This window comes from Spirosoma arboris (assembly GCF_009754945.1).
Taxonomy (GTDB): domain Bacteria; phylum Bacteroidota; class Bacteroidia; order Cytophagales; family Spirosomataceae; genus Spirosoma; species Spirosoma arboris.
The window spans coordinates 862,710-883,788 of the sequence record NZ_WPIN01000001.1; the positions used below are offsets into that span (position 1 = coordinate 862,710).

11 protein-coding genes are annotated in these 21,079 nt (G+C 49.0%); all 11 read left to right on the forward strand.

What is annotated here, in order from left to right:
- Positions 1-73 precede the first annotated feature (73 nt).
- The 11 genes from GO755_RS03470 (at position 74) to GO755_RS03520 (ending at position 20,910) form a co-directional block, all read left to right on the forward strand.
- Complete coding sequence (locus GO755_RS03470; protein ID WP_157583156.1) at positions 74-5,455, forward strand: fibronectin type III domain-containing protein; 5,382 nt, start codon at positions 74-76, stop codon at positions 5,453-5,455.
- Between the two features lie 165 nt (positions 5,456-5,620).
- The gene (locus GO755_RS03475; protein WP_157583157.1) at positions 5,621-6,322 is read left to right on the forward strand and encodes an NUDIX hydrolase; all 702 of its coding nucleotides are present in this window, start codon (positions 5,621-5,623) and stop codon (positions 6,320-6,322) included.
- A gap of 246 nt (positions 6,323-6,568) precedes the next feature.
- Positions 6,569-8,065, forward strand: a complete 1,497-nt coding sequence (locus GO755_RS03480; protein WP_157583158.1) for a xylulokinase — start codon at positions 6,569-6,571, stop codon at positions 8,063-8,065.
- 14 nt (positions 8,066-8,079) lie between these two features.
- Entirely contained in the window at positions 8,080-9,411 is a 1,332-nt protein-coding gene (xylA, locus tag GO755_RS03485) for a xylose isomerase (protein WP_157583159.1), read from the forward strand.
- A gap of 141 nt (positions 9,412-9,552) precedes the next feature.
- Complete coding sequence (locus GO755_RS03490; RefSeq protein WP_157583160.1) at positions 9,553-10,410, forward strand: transketolase; 858 nt, start codon at positions 9,553-9,555, stop codon at positions 10,408-10,410.
- Positions 10,411-10,420: 10 nt separating this feature from the next.
- Positions 10,421-11,377 (forward strand): transketolase family protein, encoded by a 957-nt coding sequence (locus tag GO755_RS03495; RefSeq protein WP_157583161.1) that lies wholly within the window; start codon positions 10,421-10,423, stop codon positions 11,375-11,377.
- A gap of 47 nt (positions 11,378-11,424) precedes the next feature.
- Complete coding sequence (locus GO755_RS03500) at positions 11,425-12,573, forward strand: Gfo/Idh/MocA family protein (protein WP_198174750.1); 1,149 nt, start codon at positions 11,425-11,427, stop codon at positions 12,571-12,573.
- A 204-nt stretch (positions 12,574-12,777) separates the two neighbouring features.
- On the forward strand, positions 12,778-14,658 hold the full coding sequence (locus GO755_RS03505; RefSeq protein WP_157583163.1) for a 3-keto-disaccharide hydrolase: 1,881 nt from the start codon (positions 12,778-12,780) through the stop codon (positions 14,656-14,658).
- 24 nt (positions 14,659-14,682) lie between these two features.
- Positions 14,683-16,842, forward strand: a complete 2,160-nt coding sequence (locus GO755_RS03510) for a plastocyanin/azurin family copper-binding protein (protein ID WP_157583164.1) — start codon at positions 14,683-14,685, stop codon at positions 16,840-16,842.
- Between the two features lie 223 nt (positions 16,843-17,065).
- Entirely contained in the window at positions 17,066-18,166 is a 1,101-nt protein-coding gene (locus GO755_RS03515; RefSeq protein WP_227686854.1) for a glycoside hydrolase family 18 protein, read from the forward strand.
- Positions 18,167-18,270: 104 nt separating this feature from the next.
- Positions 18,271-20,910 (forward strand): glycoside hydrolase family 2 protein, encoded by a 2,640-nt coding sequence (locus GO755_RS03520; protein ID WP_157583166.1) that lies wholly within the window; start codon positions 18,271-18,273, stop codon positions 20,908-20,910.
- The last annotated feature ends 169 nt before the right edge of the window (positions 20,911-21,079 follow it).

The following is a 21,079-nucleotide window of genomic DNA, read 5'->3' on the forward strand; positions in this document are numbered from 1 at the left end:
AATAAAGAGTTAAAGATTTGGCCAAATTATTGCTTTTGGAGTCAAGAGCCTTGCTCAAGTCCTTCCTCTATCCATGAACGTTCGTTACCTTCTTAGTTTGCTGATTGGCTATTGCTTATCATGCACTTCGGTTTATGCCGATTGTCAAATTCCCCAAGCCACCTATACGTATACTATTACTCATCAGTCGGCTTCACTTAGCTGGTCGTATTATGGAGGCAGTTTTCCCTCCTATCAGGTACAATGGCGTATATCGGGCAGTGCAACCTGGACGACAAATCCGGTACTGACAACCACAGGTACTTCGTTGACAGGTCTCACAAACAACACGACGTATGAATGGCGGGTGCGATCAATATGTGCAGCTGGCGATACATCGGCTTATACAAGCACACAGGCTTTTCAAACGAAGTGCGATCCGCCATCTTCCCTATACATAGCCAATGTGACGCATGAGTCGGCGCAACTTTACTGGTATGTGCCAACTAATGGGCTTACGTATGAAGTACAATGGCGACCGGTGGGAGCCGCTACCTGGAACACGGTGAGTGGTTTGACAGGCAATTCCCTAAACCTGTCAGGATTAGCTGACGAAACTTCCTACGAATGGAAAGTTCGGACAACCTGCTCGGCGTCCGCTGCCTCTGATGTCGTAAATGGACCGATCATCCAAACCCACTGTCTGCCTCCTTCCAATACCCGGTTAACGCTGGCTAATCCTGAGGCTGTTGAACTTAAATGGGACGGTCCCCAGGCTAATGTTCTTTTCGACTTGCAATGGCGCCCAGCCGGAGCATCAAACTGGACATTGGTAGAAGGGATTTCTCTTCCCGAATATGTGTTGACTGGCCTGACTAATTCGACTACCTACGAGTGGCAGGTACGAACAGCCTGTTCGGCTGCATCAAAATCGGCCTTCTCGGATATAAAGCAGTTTGACACCAGTTGTCCATTGCCTGTTTATCTGTCATCCAGTTCGATAACCTATAATTCAGCTGTATTGGAATGGAGAGCTGCTTCGAGCGAGCTTCAATGGCGAGAGGCCGGGGCGGCTGACTGGAATACGGTCCCATCGGCTAAATCGCCTTACAGCCTGATTGGATTGGCGAATAATACGTCCTATGTATGGCGCGTACGAACGGTCTGTTCGGCGTCGGCTACGTCAGGCTATACGCCTTTGCAGCTAATCTCCACTCAATGCCGGGCACCAATGAATGCGCGAAGCTATCCAAATGCAACGGGTGGGCTGGAGCTATACTGGGACACATCGGATGGGGGCCCATTTGAAGTACAATGGCGGGCTACGGGTACAACTAACTGGTCTTCGGTAGCCGGTATTCCCAGTGCATCCTATATCCTTACGGGTTTGGCGCCCGAAACTGTGTATGAATGGCGGGTTCGTAAAGTATGCTCTACTACAGAATATTCGGCTTTTGCTACGGCTCAGCCCGTTCTGATAACCTGTAGTGTGCCAACGTACACGCAGAGCACGAATGGCACTAATACAACCATTGACTTGTCCTGGAGCGCAGGCGAAACCAGTGCCCGTTACGAGCTACAATGGCGAGCTGTCAATACAAGTAGCTGGACAACTATATCTGGCATCAATTCAGTAAGCTACAAACTGACGGGTTTACAGGCAAGTGTTCCTTATGAATGGCGGGTTCGTAAGCAATGTTCCGATCAGGTGGCTTCTGACTTTACTGCGAGCCAAACCTTTACACTGTCTTGTTCTCAGCCAACCTATTTTTATACCAATACGCTAACGAATTCATCCGCTATAATCGGTTGGTATGGGACCGCCACTTACCCACCCTACGAGCTTCAATATCGACTGGCAGGCGCCACTGACTGGACACTACTATCAGGATTGACGACGCCATCGTATTCCTTTACAGGTCTCAGCAATAATATAACGTATGAATGGCGAGTTCGGTCGGCCTGTTCGGGAGCTGGAGCATCGGATTTCTCGGCGATACAAACATTCCATACGCAGTGCGGGCCAGCCTTGTCGGGCCTTACTATAGGAGCTATTGATGTAAACTCGGCGCGATTAATCTGGCAGAATAATACCAGCACCGGTCTTTATGAGATACAATACCGTGATGTAGCGGGGGGCGACTGGATTGTGATACGACCCGAAGGAAGTGAAACCGATCCTTATTTTGGTATACCTGGTTACGGCAATAAGCAGTATACTCTCTATGGCTTAACGCTGGGCAAAACGTATGCGTGGCGAGTCCGAATGATTTGCGCGACTTCCATTTATTCGGATTTTGTGGATGGGCCGACGTTTACAACGGCCTGTTCTATACCCCAGGGTATCTATTGGTATCAGCAGACGAATACATCGGCCGCCATTTCCTGGAATTACTCGTCCGCAGCATCTAGTTACGACCTTCAATGGAGAGCCATTGATGCCAGTACATGGAATACAATTAATGGCCTGACCAATACTAGCTATGTACTAACGAATCTCATACCAGGTACCATGTATCAAGCCAGAGTCAGACAGCAATGTTTGACGGGTGCTGTCAGTGACTTTTCGGGGTCGGCAACGACGTTTGTGCAATGTATAATCCCATCCATAACGACCAATATACCGCTGTCATCCTCGTCGGCACAATTGACCTGGATGTATTACACGACAAATGGCAATGATGCGGCCACGGTTGCTCATGAGTTGCAGTATCGTATCTCTGGAACATCAGACTGGACACAGGTAACGGGTATTCTGGGTACTACCTATTCATTGACCGGACTGACTGCTGGAGCCAGTTATGAGTGGCGGGTTCGAGCCATCTGTTCGCAGAATGTTGTGTCTGATTTTTCAGGAACTTCCACGTTTGGATTAATCTGTCCAGTTCCTTATGTGTACGGGTATAACACGCAGACGAGCGCCACGGCGGCCCGATTATTCTGGGACAATTCCTCATCCAGTCAATCTTATGTGTTACGGTGGCGAATTGTGGGGACAACGGTTTGGTCGTCTCTAGCGGTGGCAACATCAACCTATTCCTTAACAGGTCTGACAAATAATACGACCTATGAATGGCAGGTTGCTGCTGACTGTGGCGGTTACTTATCGGATTTTTCGACCATACAATCATTTCAAACAAGTTGTCCATCGGTTTACTCTATGTTCCTGAGTGTAGGTAGTGTAGGCGCTGCTAGTGCTCAGTTAAACTGGAATGGATCGAATCAGTTTCCAGGCTTAACCTACACCCTTCAGTACCGAATTAGCGGCACGGTTATCTGGTCGGAGATAAATGGTCTGACAAGTACCTCAACATCACTGACCGGTTTAGCCAGTAAAACAATGTATGAATGGCGTGTTCGACCTATTTGTGAGTCAGGTGCAGCTTCTGCCTTTGCGCTTGGTAGCACGTTCGTAACCCAGTGTTCCAGCCCATATAGCTATTACGTAGATGGCACTACTACTCAGTCTGTTTCAATTATCTGGCGGCCTAATCCCGACAATGTCTATGTCAATTTACAATGGCGGCAAATCAATTCAAGCGCGCCCTGGAATGCCGTAAATGGCCTGACCAGTTCCGTTTATTCGCTAACTGGGCTGACACCCGGCACATCTTACGAATATCGGCTGCAGGGAGTCTGCTCGGCCAATGATCAGGGCCAGTCAAGTGGGTATACATTTATGACATTGCCCGTCAATTCGACGACGTTTTCGATCTATTCGGATAGTGTATCGTATCAGTCTATTCGCCTGAATTGGACAGGCCCTTCTGATCGTACGAACTATATACTACAGTGGCGGGAAAGCGGTGGTAACTGGACTAGCACCGGGCCGCTCTCAACGAGAAAATACCTGCTGACCGGATTAACAACGGGTACAACCTATGATATCCGGGTCAGTTATGTTGACGATAACGCTGTAACGTACGAAGCCACCATGTATGTTACGATGTACTGTCCTCGAATCTCGAGTGCGAGTACGGCTGCTATTACAACTACATCTGCTCAACTAAACTGGACGCCCGTCAATGCTCCTGTATTGGTGCAATGGCGCGTGGCTGGAACAACGCTCTGGAGCTCTGCAACGGGCGTAACCGGCAGTTCCTATTCGCTGACCGGGCTAACCAACAACACCGTCTATGAGTGGCGTCTGCAAACGGTCTGCTCTTCCAACGCAGTGAACGTAACCTATCCCATCTCATTCCGAACAGGTTGTCTGTTGCCAGTTTCCTTATTTACGCAAAATGTGACTACCCAATCAGCTCGATTGAGTTGGAGCGGCTCCGCTTCGCAATATTCAATACAGTACCGAATCGTCGGAACACCCAACTGGACTACCGTAACCGGTATTACATCGACCACCTATGCATTGATTGGATTAGTAACGAATACAACTTATGAATGGGCCGTATCGGCCACTTGTGGAGCAACGATCAGCAGCATTTATACCAGTCCGATCCGGTTTACAACAGCGTGTAGCCTGCCATATTATGTATACGTAAACGCTTCAGCCTCCGACCGGGCTCAATTCAGTTGGGATGGAGCTGAATCAACCTATCAGTTGCAATGGCGGGCTGTGGGGGCCACCGCATGGAATACCATTCCGGCAGTTACGTCGCCCTATACGCTGACCGGATTAACAACGGGTACGACCTATGAAGCTCGAATTCGGGCTGCCTGTGCTGTTGCTGCCAATGGACCGTTTTTACCAATTAACTCATTTACTCCCCAATGCGTGCCTGAATACTATTACAATGAGTATAAAAGTACGACGAATATAACCGCTGGTACTGCCCGGTTGAATTGGGAGTTCAATCCAGTATTGACCTATAGTTTGCGATGGCGAATTGTGGGGAGCAATTCCTGGACAAACGTGCCTGGCTATGTTACATCGCCTTACACATTAAGCGGCTTAACGAATAATACAACCTACGAATGGCAGCTTCACACAGCGTGTGAGCCTACGAATTATGCTTCATCTCAGGTTTTTCAAACAACCTGTGCTATGCCAGGGGGCTTATGGTCGGAGTCGCTGAGTGCTACATCTGTCAAACTTCACTGGAACAGTTCGGGCGAAGGTGTGCCTTATGAGCTACAGTGGCGTGCGTTTGGAACATCGGTCTGGACTACCGTATCCGGAATTACGAATACAAATTATGTACTGACTGGACTAGAGTTTTCTTCTACTTATGAATGGCAGGTGCGGAGTCAGTGCGTAGGCAGTTCGCCGTTTCAGTTAACCGTTTTATTTAAACTGGCAGATGATTGCTCGCTCAGTATATACACCATCCGCGAGGGCTCCTGGGATGACCCAACCGTATGGTCGTGCAACCGCATCCCCACGCTTACCGATCAGGTGAAACTGAATCATAAACTCGTTATCCCGAACGCCTATGTGGCAAAGGCTCTCTCCATTCGCTACGAAACAGGTGCCAGACTCACTTTGGGAGCGGGATCAAGTGTAAAAGTAGGAAACTGAGTTTTTAACCAGACTCAACTGTTGGTAAAGACAGAGGCTATTCGCTGGGTGTTAATCCGGCTTAACCTGGTCTGCATAAGGCTAAAGTCAAGTGTATATGAGCGCTAAAAACAACTATTGATTACCTTCGTGTGCGATCCCTGGAGAGAGTTAATTCAACAACGAATGTTAGATCAATACAAAGAGCAGCAGCCTTATTTACTGGCTTTAGATTCAATCATATTTGGTTTTGATGGAGAGAGTCTAAAAGTACTACTGGTTAAACGGGGAGTGGAGGAAAAAACCTGGTCACTGATGGGCGGATGGCTCCAGCCTAATGAAGGACTTGAACAGGCTGCGGCCCGAATTTTATTTGATCTGACGGGTTTATCCAATGTGTATCTGGAGCAATTATATGCGTTTGGCGACCCGCAACGCGATCCTATTGTCCGAACGATATCGGTAGCTTATTTCTCCCTGGTTAAAATAGCCGACTATGAGACGAAGATTTCAGAAGCGTTCCAGGCTCGCTGGTTTTCGATCTATGACCTCCCTCCATTGCTATTCGATCATGGCGATATGGTCGATTTAGCCATTAAACGACTACGCTACAAAGCAGCCCAGCATCCTTTAGGGTTTGAACTACTACCCGAGAAATTTACCATTCCTCAACTAAAGAAGTTGTACGATGCTGTTTACAATACAGAGTTTGACAAGCGAAATTTTAGCCGTAAGATCCTGTCCACGAACCTGCTGATCAAACTGGATGAGAAGCAAAAAGGCTTTTCGAAACGGGGGGCTTACTTTTATCAAGTCGACTCCAGCAAATACCGGGAGATCAACAACTCCTTTCTGAACTTCATTCCAACTTCAGAATTGGCTTTCTAGCTGCAAATAGCCACTATTCTGTACTACCAGGCGAAACGTTTGTACGCTAGTTAGAAATTTATTGAAAAAATAATGAGTGTCAATTTGACATTAAAATAATAAGTGTCAATTTTACATCAAAAATAAGTGTCAATAGTACACCACTAAGAATTGGTAGCTGTTGCTTCTGTTTTTAGGCTTACCAACAGTGCATCATACTTCATCCGTTGCTGACTATAACACATACATTTATACAGACACAAACGAATGGCAGCTTATTTAGTAGGCTATGATATTGGCAGTTCTTCCGTAAAAGTGGCTTTGGTCGATGCCAATACGGGGCAATTAGTTGCTTCGGCCACTAGCCCGGATCAGGAAATGAAAATCCTGTCTCCGCAATCGGGCTGGGGTGAGCAACAGCCCGAAGACTGGTGGCAGGAAGTAATCCGGGCAACTGGCCGATTGAAAAAAAAGTATCCATTTGATGGCGCTGATGTGCTGGCTATTGGTATTGCGTATCAGATGCACGGCCTGGTGGTCGTTGACAAAAACTTTGATGTACTACGACCCGCTATTATCTGGTGCGATAGTCGAGCCGTATCCATTGGACAGCAGGCCCTTCGTGATCTGGGTGAGACGTACTGTCTGGGCGATCTGCTTAATTCGCCGGGCAATTTCACGGCCGCTAAGCTAAAATGGGTAAAAGAGCATGAGCCTGAGGTGTATGAGCAAATCCATAAAATCATGCTTCCGGGCGACTACATCGCCCTGCGCCTGTCGGGGGAAGCACAGACGACGATTTCGGGTTTGTCAGAAGGTATCTTGTGGGATTTTAAGAACAATCAGGTAGCTCAGCATCTGCTCGATTATTTTGCCATTGATCCGTCGCTCCTTTCCGATGTAGTGCCAACCTTTGGTTTTCAGGCCAAGGTAAGTCACGAGGCAGCTAATCTGTTGGGTCTGAAAGCAGGTACGCCCATTACCTATCGGGCGGGCGATCAGCCCAACAATGCGTTTTCACTCAATGTGTTGCGAGCGGGCGAAGTAGCTGCAACCGCTGGAACATCTGGAGTGATTTACGGGATTACGCAGGAAACCTCTTCCGATCGGCAGGGACGTATAAACACCTTCGTTCATGTGAATAGCCAGCCAGAAGATCCGCATTTAGGCGTTCTGGCTTGTGTGAACGGAACCGGAATTCTCAATAGCTGGCTGCGTCGACTGGTGGGTAATTTATCGTATTACCAACTCAATGACTTAGCTGCTCAGGCCCCAATTGGTTCCGCTAACCTGCTTTTCTATCCCTTTGGCAATGGAGCGGAGCGTATTCTGGGCAATGCGAATCCGGGCGCAAATCTGAAAAACCTAAGCCTGACCACTCACCAGATTGAGCATGTTGTTCGGGCTGCGCAGGAAGGTATCGTTTTCGCGCTTACGATGGGGTTGCGAATTATGGAGTCGGTGGGCGTGTCTGCTCAGGTCGTTCGGGCAGGGGAAGCCAATATGTTTCTTAGCCCCGTGTTTCGGGAAGCGTTCGTCAATACGACCGGTGCTACTTTAGAATTATATAATACCGATGGCGCCCAGGGGGCAGCTCGGGGCGCAGGTGTGGGGGCGGGGATTTACACGACGTTTGAAGAAGCTTTTGCTTCTCTGAAACGAGTTAGCCTAACCGAGCCTGTACCCGCATTACAGGTGGCCTACGCAGACGCGTTTGACCGCTGGCATTCTCAATTGCAAACAACAGAATCAATTAACGTATAATCAGGTAACTAATCATGTCAAACATCACACTGGGCGACCGGGAGTTTTTCCCTGGCATTGGCTCTATTAACTACGAAGGTCCTAAATCTAAAAATCCATTAGCGTTTAAATGGTACAATCCTGATCTGGTTCTGGGCGGGAAGACGTTACGCGAGCAACTCCGCTTTGCCATTAGCTACTGGCACACCTTCTGCGGAACGGGTGGTGATCCCTTCGGGCCCGGAACACGCATTTTTCCCTGGGATCAGGATCAGGATGCGAACGTGCGGGCAAAGCTGAAAATGGATGCCGCTTTTGAATTCATTACCAAAATCGGAGCGCCTTATTATTGCTTCCACGACATTGATCTGGTTGATGAAGGACCGTCTGCAAGTGACTATGAAAAGCGCCTGCAAGCCATTGTGGACTACGGTCAGCAAAAGCAGAAAGCAAGTGGTGTGAAGCTACTTTGGGGTACGGCCAATGTATTCTCTAATCCGCGTTACATGAATGGCGCATCGACGAATCCAGATTTCGCGGTGCTGGCCTATGCTGGAACGCAGGTTAAAAACGCCATTGATGCAACCATAGCCTTAGGCGGAGAAAACTACGTGTTCTGGGGAGGTCGCGAAGGCTACATGTCTTTGCTGAATACCAACATGAAACGGGAAGTTGAGCACCTGGCGCAGTTTCTGACCATCGCCCGCGATTATGCCCGCAAACAGGGCTTTACGGGTACGTTCTTCATTGAGCCGAAGCCGATGGAACCCACTAAGCACCAGTACGACTACGATGCCGCTACGGTAATTGGCTTCCTACGTCAGTACGGTCTGGACAAGGATTTTCAATTGAATATTGAAGTCAATCACGCGACACTAGCTGGTCATACCTTCGACCATGAATTGCAGGTTGCTGCTGATGCTGGTATGTTAGGCAGCATTGATGCCAACCGGGGCGATTATCAGAACGGCTGGGATACCGATCAATTCCCGATCAATCTCTATGAACTGGTCGAAGCAGCTCTGGTGATTCATCAGGCAGGCGGCATTAAACCCGGTGGCATCAATTTCGACGCTAAAGTACGCCGGAACTCAACTGACCTGGAGGACCTGTTCGTTGCCCACATTGGGGGTATGGATGCTTTCGCTCGTTCGTTTATCGTAGCTGACGCTATTCTACAGGATTCGGATTATCTCAAGTTCCGAAAAGAGCGTTACAGTTCATTTGACAGTGGTCAGGGAAAAGCGTTTGAAGAAGGTAAGTTGACGCTGGAAGACCTACGCAGCTACACACTGGAAAACGGAGAACCTCAACTCCGCAGTGGCAAACAGGAGTGGCTCGAAAGCATTATTAATCAATATATCTGATAGTGTTACCCTCACCCCCGGCCCCTCTCCCAAACAGGAGAGGGGAGCAGGACCACTAGTTTTTAGCCCCTCTCCCGTTTTGGGAGAGGGGTTGGGGTGAGGGTAACACCAACACTTGTAAGTGACTATAAAACCAAACGCATGACAACGAACGAATTAACAAAAGCTGCCTCGCAGGTACGTCGGGACATTGTCCGGATGGTGCATGGTGTGGCATCTGGCCATCCGGGTGGCTCACTGGGCTGCACCGATTTATTGGTGAGTCTATATTTCCAGGCAATGGAGCTAAAAACGGACGATCAGGATTCGGTGGTGTTCGATATGAGCGGCACGGGAGAAGATATGTTCTTTCTATCCAACGGGCACATTTCTCCGGTCCTGTATTCTGTTCTGGCTCGCCGGGGGTATTTCCCTGTGAGTGAACTGGCGACGTTCCGGAAATTGGATTCCCGATTACAGGGGCACCCAGCTACAGCGGAGCATCTGCCGGGTGTCCGCATTGCCTCTGGCTCGTTAGGGCAGGGATTATCGGCCGCGGCTGGTGCTGCTTATGGTAAAAAGATTCGGAAGGACTCACACCTGGTGTATTGCTTAATGGGCGATGGCGAACAGCAGGAAGGTCAGATTTGGGAAGCCGCTGCTTTCATACCTCACCGAAAGCTGGACAACTTAATTGCCATTATCGATTTCAATGGACAGCAAATCGACGGTCCAACCGATGTTGTTTTAAATAACCGGGATCTGGGCGCTAAATATGAAGCCTTCGGCTGGACGGTGCTCCACATGGATGGTAATAAGGTTGATGAAGTGCTGGCTACACTGAAAGCCGCCAAACAGGCTAGTGGTCAGGGTTCTCCCATTTGTATCATCATGAAAACGGAAATGGGGCAGGGGGTAGACTTCATGATGCATACGCACAAGTGGCACGGGACGGCACCTAACAATGAGCAGCTTACGGCCGCCCTCGCACAACTGGAAGAAACTCTCGGCGACTACTAATTCAAACACCATGAAAACCTACACATTTACCGAAAAGAAAGATACGCGCTCCGGTTTTGGCGCGGGCATGGCTGAGTTGGGTCGCTCGAACCCAGACGTGGTTGCCTTGTGTGCTGATTTAGTAGCCTCGCTCAAACTGGACACGTTTATTAAAGAAAACCCAGATCGGTTCATTCAATGCGGTATTGCCGAAGCGAATATGATTGGCGTGGCGGCTGGCTTAACGTTGAGTGGACTGATTCCCTTTGCCACAACGTTTGCCAACTTCGGGTCGAGCCGGGTGTATGACCAGATTCGTCAGGCAGTGGCTTACTCCAACAAGAATGTCAAAATCTGCGTATCGCATGCGGGGTTGACATTGGGTGAAGATGGCGCTACGCACCAGGTACTGGAAGATATCGGCATGATGAAATCGCTGCCGGGTATGACCGTTATCAACCCCTGCGACTTCAATCAGACCAAAGCGGCTACCATTGCCATTGCCGACTATGAAGGCCCGGTTTACCTACGGTTTGGTCGTCCTGTTGTCCCCAACTTTACCCCCGCCGATCAGCCATTTGAGATTGGTAAAGCGGTTCATCTTAACGAAGGAGCCGATGTGTCCATTTTTGCTACTGGTCATTTAGTGTGGCAAGCTCTGGAAGCAGGCAAAATTCTGGCCGAACAGGGTGTTGACGCCGAAATCATTAATATTCATACAATTAAGCCGCTGGACAAAGAAGCGATCCTGAAATCGGTCTATAAAACAGGCTGCGCCGTAACAGCCGAAGAGCATCAGATGAATGGTGGTCTGGGTGATAGCGTAGCTCAAGTGTTAGCCTTGAACCATCCGGCACCGCTGGAAATGGTGGCCGTGAACGATTCGTTCGGGGAAAGCGGTACGCCAGATCAACTGATGGAAAAATACGGCTTGACGGCTGCGTCGATTGTTGCCAAAGCGCTGGCAGTTATCCAGCGGAAAAAATAAATCCTACTAATTACTTACGCTTAACACACATGAATAGAAAATTACGAATGGGCATGATTGGGGGCGGCAAGGACGCTTTCATTGGTGCCATTCACCGGCATGCTGCCAATCTGGACAGCACTATTGAATTGGTCTGTGGTGCCCTTAGCATTAATCCAGAAGTTGCTCAGGATAGTGCTCAATCGTTGTTTCTGCCCGCCGATCGTACGTACCTGACGTATCAGGAAATGCTGGAAAAAGAAGCCGCTCTTCCCGCCGAAAAACGGATCGATTTTGTCACGATTGTGACGCCTAACTTCGCCCATTTTGCCCCGGCTATGCTGGCTCTGGAGAAAGGCTTTCATGTAGTTATCGAAAAGCCCATTGCCTTCACCCTCGACGAAGCCAAACAGTTAAAACAAAAAGTGGAGGAAACGGGCCTTTTGTTACTGCTCACGCATACCTATTCTGGGTATCCTATGGTGAAGCAGGCACGACAAATGGTCCAGGCGGGTGAATTTGGGAAAGTTCGCAAAATATGGGTTGAGTACCCACAGGGATGGCTCAGCCAGCTCACCGAACGGGAAGGTAATGCACAGGCCGCCTGGCGAACCGACCCAAAACGATCAGGTAAAAGTGGCTGTATGGGCGACATTGGCACGCATGCAGCCCACTTGGCAGAGTACATATCGGGCTTGAAGATCACCGATTTATGCGCTCATCTATCGATCATGGTAGAAGGCCGTGCGTTGGATGATGATGGCAATGTATTGCTGAAATTTGAAGATGGTGCTACGGGCGTTTTAATGGCTTCGCAGGTAGCCGCTGGTGAAGAAAATGCCCTGAAAATCCGGATTTATGGCGAAAAAGGGGGAATCGAGTGGGCTCAGCAGGAACCGAATACGTTACTGGTAAAATGGCAGGATAAGCCAACCCAGATTTATCGCGCCGGAACAGGCTACAAGGATAACCTGTCGTCGTTTGCACTACACAATAGTCGCACGCCCGGTGGCCATCCTGAAGGGTATCTGGAAGCGTTCGGAAATTTGTACCGTAATTTTGCACTCACGCTGGCCGCTCGAATCGACGGAACAACGCCTTCTCCTGAAGCGCTGGATTACCCATCGGTTAACGAAGGTATTCGGGGAATGGCGTTCATTGATAACGTTGTTAAAAGCCACCAAAGCACCGAAAAGTGGACTGCTTTTGAGGTTTAACAGCTATGAGTAAGCTTGAATTTTAAGGAAAATTGGTATGACCCTGATGGAGTCAGATGTATATAGAACAAGCTTGACTATAACTATCTGACCCTGTCGGGGTCATATCCGTCAATAGTAAGACTCTGGGCCTCTATGGTTAAAAATATCAAATGAAAAGCCAGTTGTAAGCGTTTAATTGTCAATATATTAACTGTGGTAGTAATGCAGCATAAATTCTGGTTTAGCCTGTTGCTTTTATTCGTTATGATCAGTGGCGTAAAGGCCCAGCAAAACGAATTGCCTTATACAGCAATTAACCTTCAGACCCTGAATGATTTCAAGCCAACCGGTGCTAACTGGAAACTGGTTAGTGATGTCTTCTACGATTTCAATAAAGGCGGTGGGGGAAGTCTGAAATCGGGCAGTGGCGTCCTGACCAATGATTTATCGGGTAAGAGCAAAGATCACATCTTCACCAAAATGGAGCACGGAGATATTGATCTGGAGCTGGATTTCATGATGGAGAAAGGCTCAAATTCGGGTATTTATCTCCAGAGTCGTTATGAAGTGCAACTGTTCGATAGCTGGGGAGTCAAAGACCCTAAATCGTTGGATTGTGGGGCCATCTACGAGCGTTGGGACGATAGCCGACCTGAAGGCCGGAAAGGCTACGAAGGCCATCCTCCCGTACAAAATGTCAGCCGCGCCCCCGGTTTATGGCAGCACCTGAAAATCAGTTTCCGGGCACCCCGTTTCAACGCGCAAGGGGAGAAAATTGCCAACGCTCGCTTCGTAAAAGTCATGATGAATGGGGTGACTATTCACCAAAATATTGAAGTAACCGGCCCCACGAGATCAGCTGCCTTTCAGGATGAAAAACCCACAGGATCATTGATGATTCAGGGCGATCATGGCCCGGTTTCTATTCGAAATATCAGCTACAAAGCCTATGGCATTGAACCCATTACGCTAACTAATCTTCAATTGAAAGCCTACGACGGCAAGTTCCAGTCTGTCGATGAGTTCAGTACGCTCACACCCAAACGGGAAATGCCCATTGATGTGTTGGCTCATCTGGCACCTGGTAGTCGGGATAATTTTGCCGGTAAAATCACGGGCACTCTTCACATCCCGCACACGGGCGAGTATCTACTCAACCTGCACCTGCGCTGGATTCCGGCCGAAGTGAACACTAAAGTTCGCAACGGGGCTGGCGAACTGAAAATTGCAGGCAAAAAAGTGGTTGGTGTTACGACAGAAGATGGCGGATTCGTCGCCACGAAATTGACTCTTCCAGCAGGTGATTATCCGCTTGAGTTGGCCTATTACAAAAACTTCGGGTTGTGGTACGCTCGCAGTAACGACATTCTCTTGTCCATTGAAGGGCCCGGTGTTCCCTACACTACGTTGAATCCGGTTATCCGGGCTGAAGATCCGGTTAGCGAGATTGCTGTGCTGGCTAAAAACGAACCGGTCATGCAGCGTGGCTTTGTGAATCATCAGGGGACTAAGCACACGCATACCATATCGGTGGGTGAGCCGGATTTGGTGAATTATACGGTTGACCTCCGGAAAGGCGAGTTCCTGCAATTCTGGCGGGGTGATTTTTTAGAAACGACCCCAATGTGGCATGGTCGGGGTGAAACGCAGTTGTCGGTTCCGCTCGGCAGTGTTATCGAACGATCGGGAAAACCGTCGCTTGCTTTTCTGGCCGATCAGAATGCTGCCTGGCCCGACTCCAATGCTACCTATAACAACCTGGGTTACGATGTCGATAAATCGGGACGACCGGTTTTTAAATATACACTCGGTACTGCAAGTGTCCGGGAATCGTTTATGTCGGCCAACGAAGGCCGGAAACTGGCGCACTCATTTACTGTTACACCCGCCACACAGGATATCTGGTGCCGGCTTGCCGAAGGGAGGGATATTGTCGAACTGCCCAATGGTCTGTATGCCATCAATGACAAACAGTATTTCATTGAACTACCGGGCAAAGAAAAACCGGTTATCCGTACGACGGCCAAAAACACGAAAGAATTATTGCTACCGGTAAAAGCCGTGAATGGTGCCGGTACTGTCACCTATTCAATTGTCTGGTAAAGAGGCTATTTTCCCGAAAGCACTATGAAGATAATTCATCAAACCCTAAACCAGCTGGGAATAGCCACTCTGGTTGTCTCTGGTCTTTTCTGTCTGACTAGCCAGCCTGGTTTAGCGCAAATTCAATCCAAGACCGGGCAACCCGTCAGTTCGAGCAGTAAGCAGCCAGCTCCGGCTCCCAAAGGCTTAGCTAAAGTAGAAGCCGATCCCGAAAAAGAGGACGATTTTTACAAACTGATTTCACTATCTGTTCCGGAAGATGTCATTCTGGAAGTGGGTGGCATGGCTACGCTACCCGACGGTGGTCTGGCGATCTGTACGCGCCGGGGTGATGTATGGCTAGTGACAAATCCGTACATAAGTGGTACGGAGCGCCCAACGTACAAACGGTTTGCTTCTGGTTTACACGAACCGCTGGGGCTGGCTTACAAAGATGGGGATATCTACGTCACTCAGCGGAGTGAAATAACCCGGCTGCATGATGCGGATGGCGACGGACGCGCTGATTCCTATGACAAAATCTATTCGTGGCCGCTCTCGGGTAACTACCACGAATATTCGTATGGGCCAACCTTTCTGCCGAATGGCAACATGCTGGTTACCCTGAATGTAGGCTGGAGCAATAGCCTAGGGCACGGGGTGAGTCTGGCTCCCTGGCGCGGCTGGACGCTGGAAATTACGCCCGACGGCAAAATGATGCCCTTTGCGGCTGGGATGCGGTCGCCAGCGGGTTATGGCATGAACGCAGCTGGCGATTTCTTTTACACCGAAAACCAGGGTGACTGGGTTGGATCGGGGCGAATTTCACAGGTTGAGAAAGGCGATTTTCTGGGCAATGCCGAAAGCCTTCGCTGGACGGATTTACCGGGTTCTCCATTGAAACTAAAACCAGAAGAGGTGCCCAATACGGGCGAACCTTTATATGACGTAGCCAAACGATTTCCAGCCCTGAAAGCGCCCGCTGTCTGGTTGCCACATGGTATTCTGGGCATATCGACATCTGGATTTCTGTCCGACAATACCAACGGTAAATTCGGTCCTTTTGCGAATCAGGTGTTCGTTGGCGATCAGGGACAAAGCATTCTTTCGCGGGTTGATTTCGAGAAAGTGAAAGGTGAGTATCAGGGCGTTGTTTTTCCTTTTCGGGAAGGCTTCTCGTCGGGCGTGCTGCGGATGGTATGGGGTCACGATGCCTCTATGTTCGTAGGCATGACCAGCCGGGGTTGGTCGTCGACCGGGAAAGAGTTGTATAGTTTGCAGCGTGTGGTCTGGACAGGGCGAATGCCGTTCGAAATGAAGACCATTCACGCTATGCCCGACGGCTTCGAAATTGAGTTTACGGCCCCGGTTGATCAGGAATTAGCCGCCGATCCGGCTTCCTACAAAGTGACCGGATTCAATTATAAATACCATGCTACGTATGGCAGTCCCGTTATTAACCGGGCTGGCTGCCCTATCCGGGGCATCGTGGTATCGAAAGATGGACTGAAAGCGCGATTAGTGGTGGATAGCCTGCGACTGGGTTATATCCACGAAATCACGACCAATGGAGTTCGCTCGGAAACGGGTCGGGCGTTGTTGCATAATGTTGGTTACTATACGCTGAATAACCTTCCTGATGGCGAAAAGCTTGCCATTGCACCTGCCGCTCCCAAGCATGATCATGCCGAAATGGGTATGGCTTCGACGGCTTCAACTCCGCCTGTAAATGCAAAATCGACAGCGGCTAAAGCAAAGGCTACTACAACAAAAGTCAGTCCGACTAAAGCAACAGCCAAGCGCGTAACCGAACTACCGGCAGGTTGGGGCGAACCCGATTATACGATCACGCTAGGCACTAAACCTGGACTAAAATTTACGCCAGAGCAGTTCCAGGTCAGGGCAGGTAGTAAAGTGCGTATTATCTTTAATAACGAGGACGATATGCTTCACAACTTTGTGGTTGTTCAACCCGGTTCGGCTATTCAGGTGGGTGAGTTGGCTATGAAATTAGGGCTGGAAGGGCAAGAGAAAAATTACATTCCGGCTACCGATAAAGTGCTGCATCACACCAATCTGTTGCAGCCCAACACAAACGAAACCATTTACTTCATTGCCCCCGAAAAACCTGGCGATTATACCTACGAATGCTCTGTTCCAGGTCATTTTTATGTAATGCAGGGCACGATGAAGGTAACAAAATAGGCCGTTAAACGAGTATAGATTAGCAAAAGGGTCAAGCGCTCTGTTGGGATTCCAATGGAGCACTTGACCCTTTTGCTGATGAGACTGTGACCTTAGGCGTTGAGATTATTAAAAAAAATTAAAAATGCAGGTATCTTTGCCGCTTACACTTTTTCACCAAAGAATAGTGAAGCCGCATTTATCATTCCTATCTATTTCATTGGCCGTTTGTCTATTCGGCTTATTGATCTCAGTTTCCTCGAAGGTAGCTGCTCAGACTCCTGCTAAACGGTATGTACTCATTGGGTATGTAAGCGGAAACGGTTGGACAAAAGACCAGATCGAAGCTCGTAAACTCACGCACATTAACTATGCGTTTGCCATTCCCGCCGAGAATGGCGAGTTGGCTCCGATTTCGGCTAAAGACGCTGCTAATCTGGCCGCATTGACCTCACTACGGGAAGTTAATAAAGACCTGAAAATACTAATCTCGGTTGGTGGTTGGGGTGGTTGCAAGTATTTCTCGGATGCTGCGCTGACGGATGCATCACGTCGGAAATTTGCCAACAGTGCTGTGTCATTCCTGAAAAAATATAAACTCGATGGCGTTGACATTGACTGGGAATATCCAGATCAGATTGGCGCAGGCAATATCTTTCGACCCGAAGATAAGGCCAATTTTACCTTGTATCTGAAAGCCATTCGAGATCGACTCGATGAGCAGGGAAAAATAGACAAGCGCACTGGCGCCAATCATTATCTGCTGACAGCCGCCACCGGGGGCGACACGGTTTTTGTGAACCACACCAATTTGGGAGAAGCTCAGAAATACCTGGATTACGTTAACATCATGACGTATGACCTCTACCACGGCAACGATAAAGTTACGGGTCATCATAGCCCATTGGCGCAGTCTAAAAAAGGGGATCAATCGCGCAATAGCTCTATCTCGGCGGTAGAGGGACATATTCGGACGGGCGTTCCTGCGCGTAAAATCGTACTGGGAATTCCGTTCTACGGGCGTGGCTGGGCCGACGTTCGTCCGGTTGACAATGGTCTGTATCAGCCTTCTACAGGTAAACACTCGTTCATTAGCCACGATGAACTGGTGGACAAATACATCAATAAAAACGGATTTGTGCGCTATTGGGATGCTGATGCCAAGGCTCCATATTTGTGGAATCCAACCTCACGAACCTTTATTTCCTATGCCGATGTCGAATCGTTCGTTCCGAAGCTGGACTATGTGAAAAAGAAAGGCCTGGGAGGAATTATGTTCTGGGAGTACATCTACGATCTAAAGCACAAAGCGCTTCTTGATCCAGTCGTCAATGGTCTGAAATAACCTTATACTGACGATTCCTGTACCCACGAAGAAGACAACCATTAACGGGCTTTTATCCTGTTAATCCTGTCAGAAATTATCACCCGCAACCTGAATTCCGATTAATGAAATTCCTCAACTACCTACTGATCGCTTTGCTATTGACTATCCCGTTCTGGACGAAAGCGCAAAGACAGTATGAACTGAATACAGGTTGGCAGTGCAGTCCGATCACAAAGACGAAGGATGCGGGTTTAGCCATTTCTGTGCCAACGTATTCACTATCAAGCTGGTTACCCGCCGTTGTTCCGGGAACTGTTCTGACAACCATGCTGGCGAATAAGCAGGTGCCTGATCCATTTTACGGGATGAACAACAACAAAATCCCGGATATCTATACCACTGGGCGTGACTACTACACCTATTGGTTTGCGAAAGATTTTCAGGAAGTGCCCAAAGCGGGCGAACAGGTGTGGCTGAATTTTAGGGGGATCAACTACAGTTGCGATGTGTTTCTGAACGGCCAGCAAGTCAACAAGCGCCCATTTGTGGGTATGTTTCTGCGACAGTCGTTTAACATTACGTCGCTGCTTCGGAAGGATGGTAAAAACCGATTGGCGGTTATTGTTCATCCGCCCGATCCAGTTGGAAATCCCAATGGTGGACAAGGGGGCGATGGGACTATTGCCAAAAACGTGGCGCATCAATACGTAGCGGGCTGGGACTGGATTCAGCCCATTCGGGACCGGAACACGGGAATCTGGGACAAAGTGACCATCGAAAAGACAGGTACTGTCAACCTGAAAAATCCACACGTTGTTACGATCGTTCCCGGCAAACGCCTTTCCGATGGGCTGCAACAACCGGCTACTGTCCGCGTATCCGCCGAGCTGGAAAATACATCTGCTACCCGGCAGACAGGCGTGGTACGTTATACGCTAAACGGGCAGATCGTTACGAAGGCTGTTAGTCTGGCTCCCAACACAACAACAATCGTTGATTTACCCGCGCTGACGCTGGCTAAGCCGAAGTTGTGGTGGCCTGCTGGTTATGGAGAACAACACCTGTATCCGATGAACATACAGTTCCTGGCGGGTGATAAGGCCGTATCGGATGAGGAAAATCTATTGGTGGGTGTTCGAGAAATTCAGACCGAGTGGAACAGTACGACCCGAAGTCGCCAGATCTTGGTCAATGGGCAGAAGGTGTTCATCAAAGGAGCCAACTGGATTGTTTCCGATGCGATGCTGCGATTTACGCCCGAGCGATACAATGCAGAAATCCGATTCCACCGCGATATGAATCTGAACCTGATTCGTATCTGGGGTGGTGCCTTATCAGAACGACCGGAATTCTACCAGGCCTGTGACAAATACGGGCTGTTGGTGATGCAGGATTTCTGGGGATCGGGCGATTGTAATGGTCGCTGGGTCGATCCGATGAAGAAAGAAGATCAGTGGACACGCCGGAATTACCCCGACGATCACGGCCTTTTTCTAACATCGGCGATTGATCAGATCAAGATGATCCGCAATTATGCATCACTGGCGATCTGGTGCGGAGGAAATGAAATTACCTTGCCGCAAGACATCATGACACCCCTCCGTGACTCGATTTTGACGAAACTGGATGGCACGCGCTGGTTCATTGATTACTCGAACTCGGATGAAATGTCGTTCAACTTTCTGGGCGGAAACGGTGATGGTCCGTATGGTATTCAGCCAATTAGCCAATTCTGGTCGCACCGAACCTGGCCATTTAATTCAGAAGTGGGTTCGGTTGGCGTGGGTGATTATACGTCATTGGAGCGGTTCATTCCCAGGGAGAACTTAGTCGCACCCATTTATGCGAAAAACGGTAAAAGTCAGGTCGATTCAGTTTGGGATTACCACAAATACATTGGTTACGATGCCTCCATCGATCCATATGGCAAAGCAACCGACGTGCGCGATTTCGCCAGGAAAGCACAGCTCGTCAATTACGATCAATACCGGGCCTTGATGGAAGGATTCAGCTCGCACATGTGGGACTGGTATACTGGAACAATCATCTGGAAAACGCAGAACCCCTGGACGGCCCTGCGGGGGCAGATGTACGATTACTACCTTGATCCCAATGCCTGTCTCTACGGCCTGCATAATGGGAGCGAACCGCTACACATCATGTACAATCCCGTCGATAGCATGGTGATGGTCGTGAATAATACATTTCGCTACTATCGGGATATGATGATGGTGATCAAGGTCTACGACATGGCTGGTAAAGAAACTACACTTACCCAGGTGTTTTCTGAAATAGGCTCTACACTGGTTCGCCCGTACGTGCCGATTGGTCGTTCGTTGCAAGCGCTGACCAAAGACAAAGGAGCGTTTCTGATGTTGCAATTGCTCGACCTGAACAAGAAACCCATCAGCGAAAATATGTACTGGCTACCTGATGAAAAAGGGACATATTCTGGCTTGCAGCAACTGGCGAAAGCCCCCGTTCAGGTGAAAGCCCGGCTAGTGGCCAGCGGAAAAATAGACGTAACCCTAACGAACCCCGCCGGAAATCCGGTTGCGTTTTTCAATCGACTGTCGCTGGTCGATGCGACAACGAAAACGCGTCTGCTACCCGTATTCTACAGCGATAACTACATATCGATACCGCCCGGTCAGCAGAAAAGTATACTTATTGAGTTCACGCCGACCACTACAAATACACCGATGGTGTCGGTAGAGGGTTGGAACGTGACCGAGCAGTACATTCCGATAGCTATCCCGTGAAAAATGCTATTTCCGGGCTACCGGACACTGCTACAGTTTACCTATCGTCAATAGATTCAAAGAATAAAATTCCCAACTTATTCTTGTCCAATCATGGACAATGATTCGTCCGTTTCTGGACATCACTTTTTCTATTATCAAGCTGGTTTTGCTCTAAAGGCTCTTTTTT

What these genes read in the sequence shown, in the direction of transcription:
- GO755_RS03490 (WP_157583160.1), top strand. Translation starts at nt 9,553, where the DNA reads ATGACAACGAACGAATTAACAAAAGCTGCCTCGCAGGTACGTCGGGAC.
- GO755_RS03520 (WP_157583166.1), top strand. Translation starts at nt 18,271, where the DNA reads ATGAAATTCCTCAACTACCTACTGATCGCTTTGCTATTGACTATCCCG.
- GO755_RS03500 (WP_198174750.1), top strand. Translation starts at nt 11,425, where the DNA reads ATGGGCATGATTGGGGGCGGCAAGGACGCTTTCATTGGTGCCATTCAC.
- GO755_RS03480 (WP_157583158.1), top strand. Translation starts at nt 6,569, where the DNA reads ATGGCAGCTTATTTAGTAGGCTATGATATTGGCAGTTCTTCCGTAAAA.
- GO755_RS03505 (WP_157583163.1), top strand. Translation starts at nt 12,778, where the DNA reads ATGCAGCATAAATTCTGGTTTAGCCTGTTGCTTTTATTCGTTATGATC.
- xylA (WP_157583159.1), top strand. Translation starts at nt 8,080, where the DNA reads ATGTCAAACATCACACTGGGCGACCGGGAGTTTTTCCCTGGCATTGGC.
- GO755_RS03495 (WP_157583161.1), top strand. Translation starts at nt 10,421, where the DNA reads ATGAAAACCTACACATTTACCGAAAAGAAAGATACGCGCTCCGGTTTT.
- GO755_RS03470 (WP_157583156.1), top strand. Translation starts at nt 74, where the DNA reads ATGAACGTTCGTTACCTTCTTAGTTTGCTGATTGGCTATTGCTTATCA.
- GO755_RS03510 (WP_157583164.1), top strand. Translation starts at nt 14,683, where the DNA reads ATGAAGATAATTCATCAAACCCTAAACCAGCTGGGAATAGCCACTCTG.
- GO755_RS03475 (WP_157583157.1), top strand. Translation starts at nt 5,621, where the DNA reads ATGTTAGATCAATACAAAGAGCAGCAGCCTTATTTACTGGCTTTAGAT.